Source organism: Roseivirga sp. (genome assembly GCF_965216855.1).
Classification (GTDB): Bacteria; Bacteroidota; Bacteroidia; order Cytophagales; family Cyclobacteriaceae; genus Roseivirga.
This window is the reverse complement of record NZ_OZ244204.1, coordinates 260,316-275,893: the sequence shown is the minus strand read 5'-3', so window position 1 is coordinate 275,893 and position 15,578 is coordinate 260,316. Positions and strand designations below refer to the sequence as shown.

14 protein-coding genes are annotated in these 15,578 nt (G+C 42.7%); 11 read left to right on the top strand and 3 right to left on the bottom strand.

Features of this window, described 5'->3' with window-relative positions; genetic code table 11:
- Positions 1–6: 6 nt before the first annotated feature.
- On the bottom strand, positions 7–861 hold the full coding sequence (locus ACOOEY_RS01215) for a glycerol acyltransferase (protein WP_420386841.1): 855 nt from the start codon (positions 859–861) through the stop codon (positions 7–9).
- A gap of 86 nt (positions 862–947) precedes the next feature.
- On the opposite strand from ACOOEY_RS01215, the gene ACOOEY_RS01210 reads away from it, so the two are divergent.
- The 9 genes from ACOOEY_RS01210 to ACOOEY_RS01170 all read left to right on the top strand — a co-directional run bounded on the left by ACOOEY_RS01210 (position 948) and on the right by ACOOEY_RS01170 (position 8,113).
- Entirely contained in the window at positions 948–1,313 is a 366-nt protein-coding gene (locus ACOOEY_RS01210) for a cupin domain-containing protein (protein WP_420386840.1), read from the top strand.
- A 102-nt stretch (positions 1,314–1,415) separates the two neighbouring features.
- On the top strand, positions 1,416–1,688 hold the full coding sequence (locus ACOOEY_RS01205; RefSeq protein ID WP_420386839.1) for a MoaD/ThiS family protein: 273 nt from the start codon (positions 1,416–1,418) through the stop codon (positions 1,686–1,688).
- A gap of 17 nt (positions 1,689–1,705) precedes the next feature.
- A complete protein-coding gene (locus ACOOEY_RS01200) occupies positions 1,706–2,791 on the top strand; it encodes a WD40/YVTN/BNR-like repeat-containing protein (RefSeq protein ID WP_420386838.1) in 1,086 nt (361 codons plus the stop codon).
- Between the two features lie 113 nt (positions 2,792–2,904).
- On the top strand, positions 2,905–4,632 hold the full coding sequence (locus ACOOEY_RS01195; protein WP_420386837.1) for a DEAD/DEAH box helicase: 1,728 nt from the start codon (positions 2,905–2,907) through the stop codon (positions 4,630–4,632).
- A gap of 17 nt (positions 4,633–4,649) precedes the next feature.
- Complete coding sequence (locus tag ACOOEY_RS01190; protein ID WP_420386836.1) at positions 4,650–4,916, top strand: cold-shock protein; 267 nt, start codon at positions 4,650–4,652, stop codon at positions 4,914–4,916.
- 125 nt (positions 4,917–5,041) lie between these two features.
- Positions 5,042–6,037, top strand: coding sequence for a fatty acid desaturase family protein (locus ACOOEY_RS01185; protein ID WP_420386835.1), 996 nt, complete (start codon positions 5,042–5,044; stop codon positions 6,035–6,037).
- Between the two features lie 59 nt (positions 6,038–6,096).
- The gene (locus ACOOEY_RS01180; RefSeq protein ID WP_420386834.1) at positions 6,097–6,291 is read left to right on the top strand and encodes a cold-shock protein; all 195 of its coding nucleotides are present in this window, start codon (positions 6,097–6,099) and stop codon (positions 6,289–6,291) included.
- Positions 6,292–6,502: 211 nt separating this feature from the next.
- Positions 6,503–6,664, top strand: a complete 162-nt coding sequence (locus ACOOEY_RS01175; protein WP_420386833.1) for a 30S ribosomal protein THX — start codon at positions 6,503–6,505, stop codon at positions 6,662–6,664.
- Positions 6,665–6,787: 123 nt separating this feature from the next.
- Positions 6,788–8,113 (top strand): membrane dipeptidase, encoded by a 1,326-nt coding sequence (locus ACOOEY_RS01170; RefSeq protein ID WP_420386832.1) that lies wholly within the window; start codon positions 6,788–6,790, stop codon positions 8,111–8,113.
- A 260-nt stretch (positions 8,114–8,373) separates the two neighbouring features.
- On the opposite strand, the gene ACOOEY_RS01165 is transcribed toward ACOOEY_RS01170, so the two are convergent.
- Entirely contained in the window at positions 8,374–10,287 is a 1,914-nt protein-coding gene (locus ACOOEY_RS01165; RefSeq protein WP_420386831.1) for a M14 family metallopeptidase, read from the bottom strand.
- A gap of 139 nt (positions 10,288–10,426) precedes the next feature.
- Between ACOOEY_RS01165 and ACOOEY_RS01160 the strand changes: the two genes are divergently transcribed.
- On the top strand, positions 10,427–13,636 hold the full coding sequence (locus tag ACOOEY_RS01160) for a PAS domain S-box protein (protein WP_420386830.1): 3,210 nt from the start codon (positions 10,427–10,429) through the stop codon (positions 13,634–13,636).
- 57 nt (positions 13,637–13,693) lie between these two features.
- Entirely contained in the window at positions 13,694–14,413 is a 720-nt protein-coding gene (locus ACOOEY_RS01155; RefSeq protein ID WP_420386829.1) for a LytR/AlgR family response regulator transcription factor, read from the top strand.
- On the opposite strand, the gene ACOOEY_RS01150 is transcribed toward ACOOEY_RS01155, so the two are convergent.
- Complete coding sequence (locus ACOOEY_RS01150; protein ID WP_420386828.1) at positions 14,387–15,571, bottom strand: glycosyltransferase family 2 protein; 1,185 nt, start codon at positions 15,569–15,571, stop codon at positions 14,387–14,389. The two genes, ACOOEY_RS01155 and ACOOEY_RS01150, sit on opposite strands and share 27 nt — an antisense overlap.
- Between the last annotated feature and the right edge of the window lie 7 nt (positions 15,572–15,578).

The following is a 15,578-nucleotide window of genomic DNA, read 5'->3' as shown; positions in this document are numbered from 1 at the left end:
GGTCGTTTAAGACTGCTTCAACTGGTAAACCTTTTCTTTCATCCATTCAGCCCATTCTTTTTCCGATCTGGTTTTATCGAATGTTTCAGGAGGTACAGGTTCTCCAATAATGATATCCATTTTAGTGTTCTTCTGTCTGAAGAGTTCATCAACCAGAAAGAACATTTCAATATTCAGTTTGATCCTCAGGGCTTTTCGAATGTTAGCTAATCGATAAAACCGGTTGGTCAATCTTCCTTCAATATACACCGGAATCACCGGCTTTTTATACTTTTTCGCTTTAGATACAAAGGTTTTGCTCCATTCCAAATCTCTGATAATGCCGTTTTGTTTTCTGCTCACCAATCCGGCTGGAAATATAAAAGTGGCCGTGTCATCTGCAAATTGATTTTCAACGGCTTTCAGAGATTCCCGGGCATTGCGGCCTACTTTATTGACGCCAACAAAGCGTGATCTCAGGTTTTCGACACTGAGCAGGAAGTCATTGACAATAAAGCGCAAATCTGGTCTGACATCATCGATAGAGGAGATAAGTGCCACAGCATCGAAGCCCCCCAGCGGATGATTGCCCACAAAGACACAACTTTCAGGAGGCCTGATAATATTCTCCTTGCCTTTGAGGTTCAGCTCAATCTCGAATTCCTCCATACAAGCTTTACAGAATTCATAAGCCGATGCCTCTTTATGCTTGATCATAAAGGCGTTGATATCTTCCTGATGTATGATTCTTTCAACGTAGCGAATGATAAAACCCGGTAGCCATTTGAGGAGGCGAGGGTTTTTAGCAGCAATCATTCTCCTTACGTCAATAAACTTATCCATGGTTGAGCTCCAGTCGAACAATCGCAAGTATAAGTCCATTTCTGCAACAATTCAAAGCATGAGCCACTGATGATTTAACATATCGCTTCAGTAAGTGGAAAAACAAATTATTTGTAAACTGCAGCATGATATCAATAAACGTAGCAGAAAAGTTCTCCATGGTGAAGGACCATTGGAAACCGAGTATCATAGGAGAGTTGAATGGACAGCTGGTTAAACTGGCCAAGTTGAAAGGCGCTTTTGTCTGGCATAGCCATGAGCATGAAGATGAGCTGTTCTATATTCATAAGGGAACCTTATATATGGAATTCAGAGACAGAACTGAGGTGGTAAAGGAAGGTGAGATAATCATTGTGCCTAAAGGGGTTGAGCACAACCCATACACTAAAGATGACGAAGAGGTATGGGTCATGCTTTTTGAACCGGCAGAGACTTTGCACACCGGAGCGGTGCAGCATGAACGGTCGCACAATAATCAACAATGGATTTAAGTATTAATAATGGCCCTCACTGAGGGCTTATCTTTTGATTAATAAGCTGTTAAGTAAAGAGGTAATATTTGATCTAGCGTAAAAATTTGTACATTCAGGTTTATGCCAACCATAAAATTCACATCTAATCTAAAGCGTTTTTATCCGAACCTGAGTCCGATAACTGCCGAGTGTAGTACGGTCAGTGAGGCAGTTGAAGTGATCAATCAGAACTATGCCGGTTTGAAAGACTACATTGTTGACGAAAATGGTGCCTTGAGAAAGCATGTGAATATTTTTATTGGTAATCAACTGGTCAAAGACAGGGAGAGGTTGCAGGATGCGTTAGCGACTGGTGATGAAGTATATGTAATGCAGGCCCTTTCCGGGGGCTAAAACATAAATTTTTCAACATGTCGTCTAAAAACTCACTGCTGGTAGGTACCCGTAAGGGACTTATCATCTACAAAAGAAATGCTTCCGGTCAATGGAAGTACGAATCCACTGAATTTAAAGGTATTCCTGTTACCATTGCTACCATTGATGAAGTAACCGGTTACTGGTGGGCCATGCTCGACCATGGTCACTGGGGTTGTAAACTTCACCGGTCAAAAGACGGTCAGACCTGGGAAGAACTGGAAGCGCCAAAATACCCTGAAGGTGAGGAAGTAAAGGAGGGTGTGCCAGCCGTCACCCGATATTTGTGGGCTTTTGCGCAGGGTGGAAAAGACAGACCCGGAACCATTTATGTAGGAACTGAGCCGGGTGGATTATTCAAAAGCACGGATAACGGAGATCATTTTGAATTGGTAAGGGGACTATGGGATCATCCCTCCAGAAAAGATCAATGGTTTGGAGGTGGCAGAGATCATCCCGGTATTCATTCCATACTGGTAGATCCTGCAGATTCAGATCATATCTATGTGGCCATCAGTTGTGCGGGAACCTTTGAAACCAAAGATGGGGGGCAAAGCTGGCATCCGATGAATAAAGGCTTAAGGGCTGACTTTCTGCCTGATCCTGAAATGGAGATAGGGCAGGACCCTCATTTAGTGGACTGGTGTGCCGGAGATACTAAAGTCATGTGGCAGCAAAACCATTGTGGAATATACAGATCAGCTGATGGTGGTGCCCAATGGACAGATATCAGTGAAAAGGATGGTCCTGCAGATTTTGGCTTTGCCATAGCGGCCAGTGAGACCGATCCCAACAAAGCCTGGGTAGTTCCCGGCATCAGTGATCAGCTCAGAGTAGCTGTTAATGGAGCCTTATGTGTATGCAGAACTGATGATGGAGGTAAAACCTGGAAAGCATTGCGTGAAGGGCTACCTCAGGAACAGGTATTCGATATAACCTATAGACATGCCCTTGATGTTTCTGGTTCTACGTTGGCCTTTGGAACGACTACGGGAAACCTGTATTTGTCGGAAAATGATGGAGACCATTGGACAGTCTTGAGTCATAATTTGCCAATGGTGCATTCCGTTTCTTTTTGTTGAACCTGTAAAAGCCAGCCTATTTTGGATTAAAGCCATATTTGGAATAAATATGGCTATTTACCGTAGGTTCCCATTTATTCCAGCTACCTTTGTAGCTCATTAAAACAATATTTTTGACAAATTTTAAATCGCTAGGACTTTCACCTCAGTTATGTGAAGTACTAGACCAATTGGGTTTTGAAACGCCAACACCCATTCAACAACAAGCAATACCCCAGTTACTTCAAAACAATCCGACAGATTTTATTGGTTTAGCGCAAACAGGAACAGGTAAGACTGCTGCCTTTGGCTTGCCATTGATCGATTTGATTGATTTGAGTAACAATCATACGCAGGCCATTATTATGGCACCAACCCGGGAATTGGGTCAACAAACTGCCAAGCAGCTTCAAAGCTTTGTAACGAATAATGCTAAGCTCAATGTAGAAGTCGTGTATGGCGGTGTTGATATTAATAGACAAATCAAAGCCCTGAAACGTCCTACTCAAATAGTAGTGGCTACTCCGGGCAGGCTTCTTGATCTGATCAAGAGGAAAGCAGTTTCTCTTCATGCCGTAGAATACGTTGTGCTCGATGAGGCTGATGAGATGCTCAATATGGGCTTTAAGGAAGATATCGATGAGATTATTTCTCATACCACAGACGATCGATCTATTTGGTTGTTCTCTGCTACTATGCCTGGTGAAATCAGGAGAATAGTAGATAAATACATGAATGAGCCCATTGAAGTGGCCGTGAATACCGAGCAGAAGAGTAATGAAGATATTGCACATCAATATGTAATTACCAAAACTGCTAATAAGCTGGCTGCTGTTAGAAGATTTCTGGACATTCAGCCTGATATGCGTGGTATCATGTTCTGCCGAACCAAAAGAGAGACTCAGCAATTTGCTGATGACTTCTCTAAAATGGGTTATGAGGTAGAAGCTTTGCATGGCGACCTTTCTCAGGGCCAGAGAGATGTTGTAATGAGACGATTCAAAGCCCGGTCAATGCAACTTCTGATTGCTACCGATGTAGCGGCCAGAGGTATTGACGTAAATGACCTGACTCACGTATTACACCATACGCTGCCCGATCAACTGGAGAGCTATACTCACCGAAGTGGAAGAACAGGTCGTGCCGGTAAGAAGGGTATTTCCCTGGCTTTTATCAATCCAAGAGAAGGGCGTAAGATTCAGGACCTGGAGAAGCGACTGAAAGTGAAGTTCGAATTGGTGGAAGTTCCGGGTAAAAAGGAACTGAAATATAGCCGAATCAACCACTGGGCCGATCTGATTATGAATACCAAGGTTGACGAAAAGGTGGAAGAAGTGATTCCTCATATTCAATCAGACCTGTTTGACCTGAGTAAAAACGACCTGATTAAAAGGTTGATATCCATGCAGTTGGATCACCTTATTGTAGACAATGGCTCTGATTTTGATGAGCCGGACGATCTTAATGAGGTTCAGGGTAGAAAAGACAAGACCGAGTCAGGACAGGCAGTAGCCGGAATGCAGAGGTTCTTTATCAACATTGGTGAAATTGATGGCGCTACAAAGGCAGACCTGATTCACTTCCTGGCAGATGTGACCAATATGGAGGGTAAAACCTTTCAACAGGTTGAACTGAAAAAGAACTGTAGCTTCTTCTATGTAGACAGCAAGAAGAGCAAGGGCATTTCAGCCAAGTTCCGTGGAATCAGTGTAAGTGGCCGTGCTGTTCGTGTAAACGAAGAGAATGACAGCGCACCTGCTCCAAAACGCAAAGGCAGAAACCGTGATTTTGGCGGAGGAGCACCTAACAGAAACAGAAGAAAAGAAAGATCGCGCTCTAAATCAGGGCGCAGAAGATCATAAAAACCGAAAACTAATATATGGGTAGAAACCAGAATTCATTTATCAAGAAACAGAAAGCAGAACAAAAGAGAAAAAAGAAGCTTGCTAAGCGTCAGAAGATGGAGGACAGAAAAACCTCCGATACCAGTGGCAAACTGGAAGATATGATGGCTTACATAGACATTGATGGTAATATCACTACAGATCCGGAAAAAGAAGCTTCCAAAGTAGAAGCCGAACTTGAAAGAAAAAAGCGAAAAAGAGAAGCATCAAAATCTAGCTCAGAACAGTCCGGAAACCATTAACCAAAAAGTCTATCTCCTTACCTAAATTTTCTAAAGAACAACATCGGGAATTCACATCGACTCTCAACCAAAGAGTCAATGATCATTTTGCGGTAAACCAACTGAGTAAGAAGGGTGGTAGTGCTATGGCTTTAAAGTCACTGGTCATGGTTAGCCTCTTCGTCATTCCATTGGTAATCATTAGTCTTGGCTTATTAAATAGCGGATGGCAGCTTTTTGTAGCATACCTCGTCTGTGGACTAGGCATGGCCGGAATTGGTATGGGAGTCATGCATGATGCTATTCATGGATCATACTCCAACAGTCCAAAACTTAACAGGTTAATGGCACAGACCATGAACCTTGTAGGGGCCAATGCATCCGTGTGGAGAGTGCAACACAATGTGCTGCACCATACCTACACCAATATTGAAGGTGCCGATGATGACTTGAATACGCCAACCTTTTTAAGGTTTACACCCGATAGGATACTGAAGAATGTGCATCGGTATCAACATTGGTATACCTGGTTTTTCTATGCTTTATCAACCATTTCATGGATTACTTCCAAGGACTTTGTAAGGTTGAAAAGATATGCCGATAAGGGATTAATCAGGAAGGGAAAAGAGTATAACCTCTTACTAACCAAGCTCATCGCCTGGAAAGCAGCCTATTATACCTATGCTCTGATTCTGCCTGTTCTGTTCTCCGGATTTGGATGGGGTATGGTACTATTGGCTTTTTTATCTATGCATGTGGTGACAGGTATCAGTATAAGTCTGGTATTTCAAACCGCTCATATTATGCCGGAAACCAATTTTCCTTCTCCTTGTCCAAAAGGAGATATGAATTGTAACTGGACAGTACATCAACTTGAAACCACCACCAACTATGCTCCGGATAGCAAACTATTCAGCTGGTTCATTGGAGGTCTGAATTATCAGGTTGAACATCATTTGTTTCCTCACATCTGTCATTTACACTATCCGCGAATTGCGAAGATTGTAAAAAGAACGACAGAAGAATTTGGATTGACTTACCATAGCATACCCACTTTTGAGGGAGCATTGAAAGAACATGCCCGAATGTTAAAAGAACTCGGGCGACAAAAGAAACTGCAGTTTGCTAACAGTGAGCTGTAATTAAGTGTTCAGCGATAAAAAGTTAACATGCTGAATATCAACTATTTTAATTTAATGTAATGAAACAAGGAAAAGTAAAATTCTTCAATTTCTCGAAAGGCTTCGGGTTTATTATTCAATCCGATACCAACGAGGACATCTTCGTTCATGAGAGTGGACTGATCGATGATATCAGAGAAAATGACGAAGTGGAATTTGAAGTAGAAAGAGGTAAAAAAGGCATGAATGCCGTTAACGTTAGGCTTGTAGGCTAATAACGATATACCTGTTAGCTAAGAGGTTGTATTGTAAGTTGAAGTAATCGCTGTTTTAAACCCGTTTAGAACAGCCTCTCACTCGAGAGCTCTGCTTAGGCAGAGGATGAAGAAGCTTGTGATGCAGCCTCTTTTTATTTGAAAATGTCCTGTTGGGTTGACATCGAACCGTTTATTGCTTAGTTTTTAATGAACACTAAAAAATGAACCAATGGGAAAAGGAGATCGAAAAACCAAAAGAGGAAAGATTGCCAAAGGGACATTTGGCAACAGCAGACCTCATAAACCAAAGTCGAAAGACCGGCCTGAGGCCACTAAGAAGGAGGCTAAACCTGCTAAGAAAAAAACGACTAAGGCAAAGGCTAAAAGTTAAATACAGGCCGGACATAAGTCCGGCTTTTTTGATGGATTCTTTCCACTTACGGAAATCCGCAAGCGCTTCTGACATATACTCCTTAGATTAAGCATTCAATTCAACCCAAAAAACTATAACGAAATGATGAAAAGACTTTTAAGTTTTGCATTGGTCGCCTCACTACTTTTTGCTTGCGGAGGCAAACAGGAGACCGCTAAAGATGTAAGTCAAATGTCGGAGGATGAATTGGTGGAATATGCCAAGGGAATCCATGAACGTGTGATCACACTCGATACACATGACGATATTAACACTTCTAACTTCACCGAAGAGACCAATTATACACAGGAACTCTCCACCCAGGTGAACCTGCCTAAGATGGAAAAGGGAGGGCTCGATGTGGCCTGGTTTGTGGTATACACCGGTCAGGGTGAACTCACCGATGAAGGTTTTGCCAATGCCTATGAGAATGCCGATGACAAATTCAAGGCAATTCACAGACTGTGCGAAGAATTGGCACCTAACGCCATTGAGTTGGCCTATACTTCAGACGATGTGCGCAGAATTGTGGCTGCAGGTAAAAAGGTAGCCATGATTGGTGTAGAGAATGCCTATCCGTTGGGAATGGAAATTGATCGGGTAAAGGAGTTTTATGACAGAGGTGCACGGTACATGTCCTTATCTCACAATGGACATAGCCAGCTGAGTGACTCTAATACCGGAGAAAGAGACTCAGTGTGGTTGCACAATGGCCTGAGTGACTTCGGGAAAGAGGTGATTGCTGAAATGAACAAATGGGGTATCATGATCGACCTTTCTCACCCGAGCAAAGAGTCGAATATGCAGGCCATGCGTTTGTCAAAAGCTCCTGTAATTGCCTCTCACTCATCGGCCAGAGCCATGAATGATGTAAGCAGAAACATGGACGATGAGCAATTGATGATGCTGAAAGAGAATGGTGGAGTGATTCAGACAGTAGCTTTCAAAAGCTATGTAGACTCTGAAAAGAACCGGGCCAATTCAACCAAGGCCAATGAAGTAATGGAGACCATTGCTGCGGAGGAAGGCTTTGAAATGCATTCCCGTGCTGAACTTAGAGAAATGTCTTCAGAAGAAAGAGAAGCTTATTATCAAAAGCTCACTGAAATCAGAGAGAAGTATGCCGACAGAATTCAGAATGAAGTGAATGCTGCAGCACCTCCGGTGGATGTGGCTGACTTTGTAGACCATATCGATTACCTCGTAAATAAAATTGGTTTGGAGCATGTCGGTATCAGCTCAGACTTTGATGGAGGTGGAGGAGTTGAAGGATGGAGCGATGCTTCAGAAACCTTCAATGTGACGCTTGAACTTGTGCGCAGAGGTTATACTGAGGAGCAAATCGGTATGATGTGGAGTGGTAACCTGCTTAGAGTGCTTGATGAGTGTCAGGAAGTCGCTAAAAAGATTCAGGCGGGGGAGATGTAAGCCTCTTTTTTAGATAATAGATGTTAGATAATAGATATCAGACATTAGACATCAGATGTCAGATATTAGATATTAGACCATCTCTGGGAAACTGGGGATGGTTTTTTCATAATTATAGCTGTGAGGCAAAAACAAAGAAGCTGTGCAATTCACTTCTTCGTCACCCTGAACTTGTTTCAGGGTCTTTGAGAAGCCAGAATTCTGAGGTCCATACAGCACAGAACTCGTCTCCTTTAGTGAATTACACAGCCTCGATTAGGCTACTTAACAGTACCTATTTCAATCTCTTTTTCAATATACCCACCGCGGGTAGAGAGTATTCTCACCTTGCCTTTGGCACCATCGATACCATTTAGCTTGATTTCAAAAGTGGCTTCTTTGGTTTCCCCTGAAAGTGTTCTGTCAAGATAGATCGTCTTATCAGTCAGGGTAGGTGTAATAATTTGCAGTTGAGCATCGTCCCCACCTTTGGTCAGGTCTCCTGCAAACTGCAGTTGTACTCTGTCTTCTCTTACAATCTTCACTAATTGGGCCTGTTTCAAAGCAGTAGGTAATTGACCGGTATTGGTAAAGCGAACCTTCACTTCATAAGTATTTCGGTTCTTCTTGTTGACATCAACACTTTGCAATTCTACCTGAGGCAATTCCATAGCCATGGCCAGATTAAATAAAGCCTGCTTCTTAGCCCAGTTCTCCAATTGCCACGGAGGTCCATTCTGGCTGAAGAATTTAGGGTGGAAACCACCGATCTCAGCTTCACCCAAAGTAGGGTGGGTAAAGGGTTCCCATTCTCTGAATCCTCTGCCTCCATTTTCTTCATCATCCCATCTGAGACCGTCATAGTCATCATAGATGCCATTTCCGTCATAGTCTTTCATCGCACCGTTGTTCCAAAGCTCATCTCCGTACCAGATTGAACCATAGTAGAAGTAACCGAAATCAGGGCCATGACCAAAGAGTGGACTTGGCTTTAAAGGATCACCTGTGCTTGGATTCACTTTATAGCGCGTAGCATAAGTTTCATAGACGTCCCCAGCCCATGGATAATTAGTAATACTTAGGCCGATACTGTCATACTTTTTGTAAAGATCAAGGTCTTCAGGATACATTCTTTCCTCACTTTTTGAGGTCGATGGAGCACGCAGGTGCATCGGTACGCGTGTATCCATTGAGTTGACTACTGAAATATTAGGATGAGTGAGTACCCACAGCACGATAGATCGGGACTCAGGCTCAGAAGTAGGATAGGCCCCGGCACCATATTGCGTATAGCCTCTGCCGGTTGCGTCTTCACCAATATCAGGTCTCCAGTTTTCAGGGTAGTTCCGGTGCAGGTCAAGGCCTCCAATGCCATCTTCATTGTATCGGCCATCGCCATCATTATCGATGCCTTCAGAATAGACAAAGTGAGTTCCGCCTTCCTGAACACGCTTCATTAATCTGCCTTTAGGATCTCTCGGATCAATGATATGTGTGCCTTCTTCTCCTTCTTTAGCTTTTACACGGACCTGATACATAATACCGTCACCATCCAGGTCTTCCTCATCGTCTTCATCCAATAAGCCATCACGGTCATTGTCATGAGGTCTTACCGTACTTCTGTTTCTCTGTGCAGTATGCAGGTATAAATTACTGCCATCAGGGTTGTTTTGAGGTCTTAGGTAAATGGCTTTAGTATCGATCAAATGAGTGATGGCATCATCAGAGCCATAATTTTCCAGCAGATGCTTGGTCAGCCATAAGATAGATTCTGAGCTTGTAATTTCACCACTATGCCTTCCGCCTTCGAAATAGGCGGCTGGCTTATCTGTGTCTTTACCAGTCTTTTTATTGGTAATGGTCATTTGTAAGATAGGCCTACCTTCGAAGCTGGTGCCCACCTGATAGAGGTCTACAATATCCGGATACATTTCTGCCCAGGCTTTATACCAGTAATACATGACATCTACTGTGTGATAAGTGTCGAATGTCAGCTGTTTCATCGGTTCATACTGCACCTCCGGGTGTTGATACTGCCTGAAAAAGCTGATTCCGTGTCTTTCACCTTTCACGGTGTAATAAGTAGTGTCTTTGTCTGATTCCGGCCAGGTAACAGGATCGAGTTGTCTCACCTGAAAAGAGAGGGCCAAATGCGAAATGAAAATCAGACTGAAAATGAAAGTGAGTTTCTTCATGATTTAAAAGGTTGAAGGCTGAAGATAAGCATAAACAGCTTATCGAAATATATTGTCATTCATCGAAGGTTCGGGTCGATTCAACGAAAAGGCGTCAGACAGTAGTCAAATACTGCTTTTTTTGTGCTTTCAGAGTTCCATGAACCCAAGTGTAACAGTAAACGCCAAAGGAGAAATTCAAACCCACTCGTTTCTCTCTACCCGGTTTTTATCCTACCTCGAGGATGAGAACCCAGATCTCGTTTTAGGCTTGGTTCAGCAATTTCGGAACAAAGAATCTGACCAGCAAAAAGAGCAAATTGAAATTTTTAATTGTTCCATTAGCTATCGCATTACCCATTCCAATGATTTTTATACTATCTTTTTCGAAACTGAAGATTGCAGAATGGCAGGGGGCTACGAGGACAATGAAAAATATCGGCTGATAGTAGAGGCGGCCAATGAGGTCATCTATGAAATGAATGCCGTAGGTAACTTCACCTATGTGAATCCTAAAACCCTAGAGATTACAGGTTTTTCTGAAGAAGAGATTCTGGGAAAATCTTATCTCGACCTGATTCATGAAGATTACAAACAAGAAGCCAAGGAATTTTATCAAAGTCAGGTATTGAACCGGACAAAATCTACTTTCAAGGAATTACCTATTGTAACCAAAAACGGAGATCAGTTCTGGATTGGATTGAATGTACAGCTTCTGGAAAATGACTTTACCGTGACGGGTTTCCTGGGGGTGGGCAGAGATATTACGGAAAGCTATAATAACCGACTGGCACTCAGGCAATCTGAAGAAAAGTACCGTGGTATTATTCAGAACCTTCAATACGGTCTGATAGAAGTTGATAATGACGAAAGAATAGTCTATGCCAATGAGGCCATGACTGATATTACCGGCTATGAGCAATATGAACTTATAGGCGAAATTGCTTCGGAGTTACTTACCGATAAGGAGGCTCAGCAAATTCTTGAGAAGGAACATGTCAAGAGAAACTCCGGTCAGGCTAGTGTTTATGAGATTCCTGTCAAACATAAGGATGGTAGCTCAAAGTGGTTGATGATCAGTGGTGCTCCTATTTTCGATGTAGACGGTTCGGTTAAAGGAACAATTGGTATCCACCTGGATATCACAGAAAGAAGAGAGGCAGAGGAGGAACTGAGGAATACTCAAATCAGACTGGATAAGTATAAAAATGGACTTGAAGCACTGAATAACCTTACCGCAAATGTTGAGCTTTCAACAGAAGATCAGGTCACAGAAGGGCTTAGAGTAGCTAAGAGATACCTTGGCCTGGAATTGGGAGTGATCAGTATCATAGAAGATGATAAGTACATCGTTAAACATTTTGTATCGAGACAGAAAAATCCTGGCCTCAAAACCGGAGACCAATTCAGGTTGTGTGACACCTTCTGTGAAATTGTTTCAGAGAAGGATGACATTCTGTACATGAGAGATGTCAGTGAGTCAAAGTATAGCGATCACCCTTGCCACCATCTTTTTGGTATAGAATCTTACCTGGGTATTTCTTATCAGGTGAACGGTAAGAAGAGAGGGACAGTCAATTTTTCTTCAACTCAACCAAGAGCTGAAGACTTTGACAGTTATGATATTCAATTTATCCGCCTGTTCTCCAAATGGATTGGCTATATGATTTCCCTGTCAGAGAATATCAATAAGCAGCAGGAAGATCAGGATACCTTGGCTGAACAAAACCGAGCCTTGGAGAGAAACCAGAAATACCTCAGCGGTATCAATGACTTTGTAACGAGCCTTCTGGACGATGACTCCATCGAAGAGATATCATGGGAAATCGCTGAGAATGTGATCGATCGCTTTGGATATGAAGATTGCGTGATTTACATCCTCAATGAAGAGACTCAACAACTGGAACAAATGGCTGCCTACGGACCTAAGCAGTCTAAAGACCGAAGAGTGATGAACCCAATCACCTTGCCTTTAGGAAAGGGAATTGTGGGATCAGTTGCCTTGTCCGGTAAGCCTGAAATCGTATCAGATACCTCAAAAGATGCAAGGTACGTAGTGGATGATGCCAGGAGACTTTCAGAAATCAGTGTGCCAATCCTGGCCGATGGTGAAGTGATTGGAGTTATAGATTCTGAACATCGGTTGAAGAACTTTTTCAATGAAGAGCATTTACACACCCTTTCTACCATAGCCAACCTGGCAGGTAACCGCCTTAAAAATGCTTTGGCCAAGAGACAACAGGAAAAGGCAGAGCGAGACCTGAAAGATAGTGAGCAGAAGCTTCGAAAGATTCTGGACAACGCCATCGATGCGGTGATCACCATAGATGACACCGGTACCATTAAAGAGTGGAATATTCAGGCAGAAGTAATCTTTGGCTTTACAGGAAAAGAAGCCATTGGCAGGAAACTGACAGAAACCATCATTCCATCGAGACATCACAATGCTCATGACAGGGGAATGAAAAATTTCCTCACCACTGGTGAAGGACCGGTATTGAATCAGAAAATTGAGATTACGGCCTTAAGGAAGTCAGGAGAGGAGTTTCCTATTGAAATGGCGATTATCCCTGTTGAAAGCCAGGGTAAGCATACTTTTACAGCCTTCCTCAGCGATATTACCATGCAAAAGCAGGTCCATGACGAAATGGAAAAGGCCCTGAATAAAGAACGTGAGTTGAATGAACTGAAGTCGCGCTTTGTTTCCATGACATCTCATGAGTTCAGAACTCCGCTCACCACCATTAAGCAGAACACTGATCTGATCAGCTATCAGCTGGAAAATGATCTGCCAGATCAATTCGATAGATATAAAAAATTCTTTGGCAGAATTGAAGGTGATCTCAATCGTGTAACCTCTCTGATGAACGATATACTCATGTTGGGTAGAATTGAAGCCGGTAAAATTCAGGTGAAAAAGAAACCCATCGACTTTGTGGCCTACATCGAGAAACATATCAGGAAGTTTGAAGAAACGGATCAGCATGGTAGAAACATTAACCTGGCCGTCAGGGGGGTGCCTAACCATGTTTATATCGATGAGCCATTGATGGACCATGTCGTTTCCAACCTTATCTCCAATGCGCTCAAGTATTCGGTGGGTAAAGAATCACCCGAAGTAGATTTGTCATTCAATTCGCTGGATAAGGTTAAACTTACCGTTGTCGATCATGGTATCGGTATTCCTGCCAAGGACATGCGAAGTCTGTTTGAGTCATTCTACAGAGCTACCAATGTGAAGAACATACAAGGATCTGGTCTGGGCCTTTCTATTGTTAAAGAGTTCACAGAGATGCATGGAGGCCAGATTCATGTGGAAAGTGAAGAACAGGTGGGCTCGAAATTCATTGTCGAGTTACCATTATCCTAAGGTTTATAGCAAAAAGCTTAATTGAATTATTAAATTAGCCTAAAACCGATGGGGCAATTGAAAATTCTTATAGTTGAAGATGATCCAATGATCGCTGAAAGCGTTCAGGACATATTAGGTATTTTAAGACATGAGGTGATTGGTGTTGCGGAAGATGCTGAAAAAGCCATTGCCATTTGTAATGAGACCTTGCCGGATCTGGCATTACTCGATATTCAGATTGGTGGGGATATCGATGGGGTAGACCTGGCAGACCTGCTCAATCAGAATTTTCAGATACCGTTCATCTTTACTACAGCCTTTGCCGACAACGATACCATTTCCAGAGCCAAATCAAAGGGGCCCTATGGTTACCTGGTAAAGCCCTATGGTGTAAAAGATATCAATGCCGCTATTGAGATAGCCATGACGGCTTATGAGCGCTTTAAAGAAGCCAAGGAAAGCCAGGCCATGTCTAAAGTCATTCAGGATAGTATCTTCCTGAAGGTCGACTCCAAACTCATTAAAGTGAAAATTAACGATATCCTTTATGTCGAAGCGAAGGGTGATTATGCCTTATTCAAAACTCAGGAAAAGGGTTTTATCGTGCACACTACCATGAAAAGGGTAGAAGACCGACTAACTGACCATAACTTTGTAAAGGTGCATCGATCTTATGTCATCAACCTATCTAAAATTGTAGACATAGAAGAGTCTAACCTGTTGATTGAAAACAAAGTGATTCCAATCTCCAGGTCTAACAAAGAAGCCTTAATTAAGCGTTTGAATTTGCTGTAAAGGCATCGCTCTTTGAGCTTTGTCCCAGGTTACTTTCTGTTTTCCGCTGAAATACCTGATCCATCCCAGTACTACGCAGTAATGCATGTAGAGGAAGTAATAAGGAATATAAAGTGCTTTGATTTTGGTCTCACCATTTCTCAATACATAACCGGCTAAGGACAACAGGAGGAATATGATCTCAAGTCTTAATAATACCTCATATACCCAGTGAGCATCAGCAATAAAGAATATGCTTACAAAAACAGCTATTAAAGCCAAAGGCATTAAGGTCCACCTGAGTACGCGGTGTGAGATATACTGAAAGCTCAGTTTACCATAGCGAAAGATATTGAGCAAAGGCCAAAGCTTAATAACGGCCTGAATGCCTCCGGCTGAGATTCTGACCTTTCTCTTAGTTTCTTCTTCCATATTGGCTGAACCGGTTTCAAAGGCCAGTGCATCAGGTTCATAAGCCACACGGTAGCCCTGAGCAGAAAGCTTCATGGTCATCACAAAGTCTTCTATCAGCGTATTGGTGTCTATTGTTTCATAAAGATGTGTTCTGATGGCAAAGAACTCACCAGCTGAACCGACAAGGCTGTTCCACTCAGCGTCTTGTTTCTTTAAGTAGGATTCATATTTCCAATAAAAGCCTTCTCCCGAACTGCTGGCACCATCTTCTTCTTTGCTGAGCACCGTTTTCTCTCCAGATACAGCACCTACCAGATTGCTCTGAAAGTGTCTGACCATGTTTTTTAAGCCATCAGCATTGATCATGACATTGGCATCAGAGAATACAGTAATGGCTTCTTCTACACCCGGCATAATGCGGTTTACCGCAGCAATCTTACCAGCCCTCTCCGGTTTGAAGAGTAATTCAGCTTCCGGAAACTGATTGACAATGGAGGTGGTCTTGTCAGTTGAACCGTCTGCAACTACCTTAATGCGCAGTTTGTCTTTTGGGTAGTTGAGACTGAGGGTGTTTCTGATTTTTTCAGCAATGATGTCTTCCTCATTGTATGCTGCAATCACAAAACTAATGGCAGGTAAATCTTCTTCCCCCAGGTCTTCGACCTTTTTCCTTGTTTTAGTTTTAGCCAGAAGGGTGATGAGCATGCCATACCCTACAAAAACGTAGAAAATGATGAAAATGCTGGTCCAGTAGAAAGCTTCCATAACGCTG